Source organism: Lentzea indica, assembly GCF_012184385.1.
Taxonomy (GTDB): Bacteria; Actinomycetota; Actinomycetes; order Mycobacteriales; family Pseudonocardiaceae; genus Lentzea; species Lentzea indica.
On record NZ_VSRL01000455.1, the window covers coordinates 1 to 3447 of the forward strand.

At 70.3% G+C, this 3447-nt stretch carries 2 protein-coding genes; both read right to left on the reverse strand.

The window, feature by feature from the left end; translation table 11 throughout:
* A partial coding sequence (locus FXN61_RS51265) for a type I polyketide synthase (RefSeq protein WP_223165904.1) occupies positions 1 to 2096 on the reverse strand: 2096 nt, incomplete at its 3' end.
* Entirely contained in the window at positions 2011 to 3291 is a 1281-nt protein-coding gene (locus FXN61_RS51270) for a polyketide synthase dehydratase domain-containing protein (protein WP_223165905.1), read from the reverse strand. The genes FXN61_RS51270 and FXN61_RS51265, both read right to left, overlap by 86 nt.
* Between the last annotated feature and the right edge of the window lie 156 nt (positions 3292 to 3447).

Consider the following 3447-nt stretch of genomic DNA (forward strand, 5'->3'; position numbering starts at 1 on the left):
CGCCCAGCGGCGGTTCCGGTGCCGTGCGCCTCGACAGCGTCGACGTCGGTGACGGAGAGACCCGCGGAGGCGAGGGCCGCGCGGATCACGCGCTGCTGCGACGGGCCGTTCGGCGCGGTGAGGCCGTTGGAGGCGCCGTCCTGGTTGACCGCGGAACCGCGGATGACCGCGAGAATCCGGTGGCCGTTGCGCAGGGCGTCGGACTGGCGCTCCAGCACGACCTGGCCGATGCCCTCGGCCCAGCCGACGCCGTCAGCGGAGTCCGAGAACGCCTTCGACCGGCCGTCCTCGGAAACCCCGCGCTGCCGCGAGAACTCGATGAACGTCGACGGCGTGGACATCACCGTCACACCACCGGCCAGCGCCAGCGAGCACTCCCCCGACCGCAGCGACTGGATCGCCCAGTGCATCGCGACCAGCGACGACGAACAGGCCGTGTCGACCGTGACGGCGGGCCCCTCGAACCCGAACACGTAGGACACGCGGCCCGACGCGACACTGCCCGCGCTGCCCTGGCCCTGGTGCCCTTCCATGTCGCCGCCACCGACGACGGACTGGTAGTCGTTGTACATCAGGCCGGTGAACACACCGGTCGCGCTGCCCCGCAACGACGTCGGGTCGATGCCCGCGCGTTCCAGGGCCTCCCAGGAGGTTTCGAGCAGCAGGCGCTGCTGGGTGTCGGTCGCCAGCGCCTCCCGCGGTGACATGCCGAAGAACGACGGATCGAACTCGGCCGCGTCGTGCAGGAAGCCACCGGACCGCGTGTAGGAGGTGCCGATGTGGTCGGGATCCGGGTGGTACAGGCCCTCGAGGTCCCAGCCGCGGTCGGCAGGGAACCCGGTGACGGCGTCGGCCTCGTCCATCACGAGCTGCCACAGCTCTTCCGGCGTGGTGACACCGCCGGGATAGCGGCAGGCCATGCCGACGATCACGATCGGGTCGTCCGAAATGGACAGCGGCACGGGCTGATCCAGCGTGACTGCAACGCTTCCTAGCAGCTCGTCGCGCAGGTAGGCGGCCAGCGCGCCGGACGTCGGGTAGTCGAAGATCAGCGTCGCGGGCAGGCGGATGCCGGTCGAGGCGGTGAGGCGGTTGCGCAGCTCGACCGCGGTCAGCGAGTCGAGGCCGAGGTCGCGGAACTGCTGTGCCGGGTCGACCGCGTTTGCGCCACCGTGGCCGAGAACGCCGGCAACCTCGATGCGGACGACGTCGAGCAACGCCTCCAGCCGATCAGCCTCGGACATGGCCGAGAGACGGGAGACGAGGGTGACAGCGGTGTCCGAACCCGCGACGGAACGCTTCGTGCGCGTCCGGACCAGGCCCCGCAGCACCGGCGCTACCTCACCCTTCGCCCGTAGCACCGCGAGATCGAGCCGGAACGGCGCCAGTGCGGCACCGCCGTGCGCGATGGCCGTGTCGAACAGCTCGACGCCCTGCTCCACCGAGATCGGCGGCATGCCGGAGCGGCGCATGCGTTCGGCGTCCACTTCGGACAGGTGTCCGGCCATGCCGCCTTCCCAGGCACCCCAGGCGAGGGAGACGGTGTTCGGCCGGTGTTCGGCGAGCGCGTCGAGGAACGCGTTGCCCGCCGCGTAGTTGCCCTGCCCCGCGCTGCCGAGCGTGCCGGCGACGGACGAGAAGAGCACGAACCGGTCGATGTCACCCGCCAGCTCGTGCAGGTTCCACGCGGCGTCGACCTTGGGGCGCAACACGTTCGACAAGCGCTCAGGCGTCAGCGACTCGATCACGCCGTCATCCAGCACACCGGCGGCGTGCACGATCGACCGGATCGGGTACTTCTTCAGCAACTTCCGCACAGCCTTGCGGTCCGACACGTCGCATTTCGCGACGGTGACACGGGCATCCAGCTCGGCTACCCACTCGGGCGTCTCGCCGCGCCGGCTGACCAGCACCAGCTCCTCAACCCCCTGTGCGACAAGGTGTTTCGCGATGACGCCACCCAGGCCACCGGTACCGCCGGTGATCAGCACCGGTCCCTGCCACGTGACCTCACGCTGGGCGGTGGTCGCCCGTGCGAGCCGCGCGGCCTTCACCACGCCGTCCCGGATGATCAGTTCGGGCTCGTCGATGCCCAAACGCCCGCGGCACGAGATCGCCGGAGTCGGTGTCGATGATCGCGAACCGGCCTGGATGCTCGGTCTGCGCCGACCGCACCAGACCGCGCACCGCCGCGCCGGCCAGGCATCCCTTGCCGGTGACGAACACCAGCTTCTCGGGCCGCTCGCCGGCGATCCACTCCTGCAGCCGCGCCAACGCCTGCGCCACGAGCGTGTGCGTGGCCTCGACGACCTCGCCCTCCGCGACGACGTGCTCCACCACGACGTTGGTGGCGGGCCCGGCGGGCACGTCGACGTCGACCCAGTCGAGCTGGAACAACGAGTCGCGGTCCACAGAGCTGAGCTGCTCGGCCGACACCGCGCGCACCACCAGCGCATCCACCGAGGCGACCGGGGCTCCCGTGGTGTCCGCGAGTGCGATGGCGAAGCTGTTGCCGTCGCGGGTCAGCTTCACGCGCAACGCCGTCGCGCCGGTGGCGTGCAGCAACACGCCTTCCCACGAGAACGGCAGCCCGGCGCCGTCGTCGACCAGCAACGCGGCGTGCAGCGCCGAGTCGAGAAGCGCCGGGTGCAGCCCGAAGCCGGTGGCCGCCACACCTTCGGGCAACGCGACCTCGGCGAACACGGTGTCGCCGCTCCGCCACGCCGCCCGCAGTCCCTGGAACGCCGGCCCGTACTCGAACCCGTTCTCCGCGAACCGCTCGTAGGCATCGGTGACGTCGATCGCCTCCGCTTGCGGCGGCCACTCGCCGACTTCGGCGACGACGGTGCCAGACCCCAGCACACCCGTGGCGTGCTCCGTCCACGGCTCGTCGACCGCGGTCTCGGACCGGGAGTAGATGGTGATCGACCGGTGACCGTTCTCCTCGACACCGACGATCACCTGAACCTGGACGCCACCGCTTTCCGGCAGCACAAGCGGCGCGGCGAGCGTGAGCTCGTCGAGGCGATCGAGGCCCACCTCGTCCGCGGCCCGCAGCGCGAGCTCGACGAGCGCCGCGCCCGGCACGAGCACCGCGCCGTGCACCCTGTGATCGGCGAGCCACGACCTCCGCGAGAGCCGCGCGGTGAACAGGTAGCCCGCTCCACCGGCGAGCTCAACGGCCGCGCCGAGCAACGGGTGCTCCACCGCGCCCAGCCCGGCCGACCGGACGTCGGACTTCGCGGTGGTCTCCGGCCAGAACGACTGGTGGTCGAACGCGTAGGTGGGCACGTCGACACGTCGTCCACCGGTATACAGCTGCGCCCAGTCAACATTGAATCCGTCAACGTGTACTTGACTGAGCGCAGTCAACATTGATTCAACATCAGACTTGACGCGCGTCAACGTCGGAATCAACCCGTCAACCATCGCCGTCAACTGCGCATC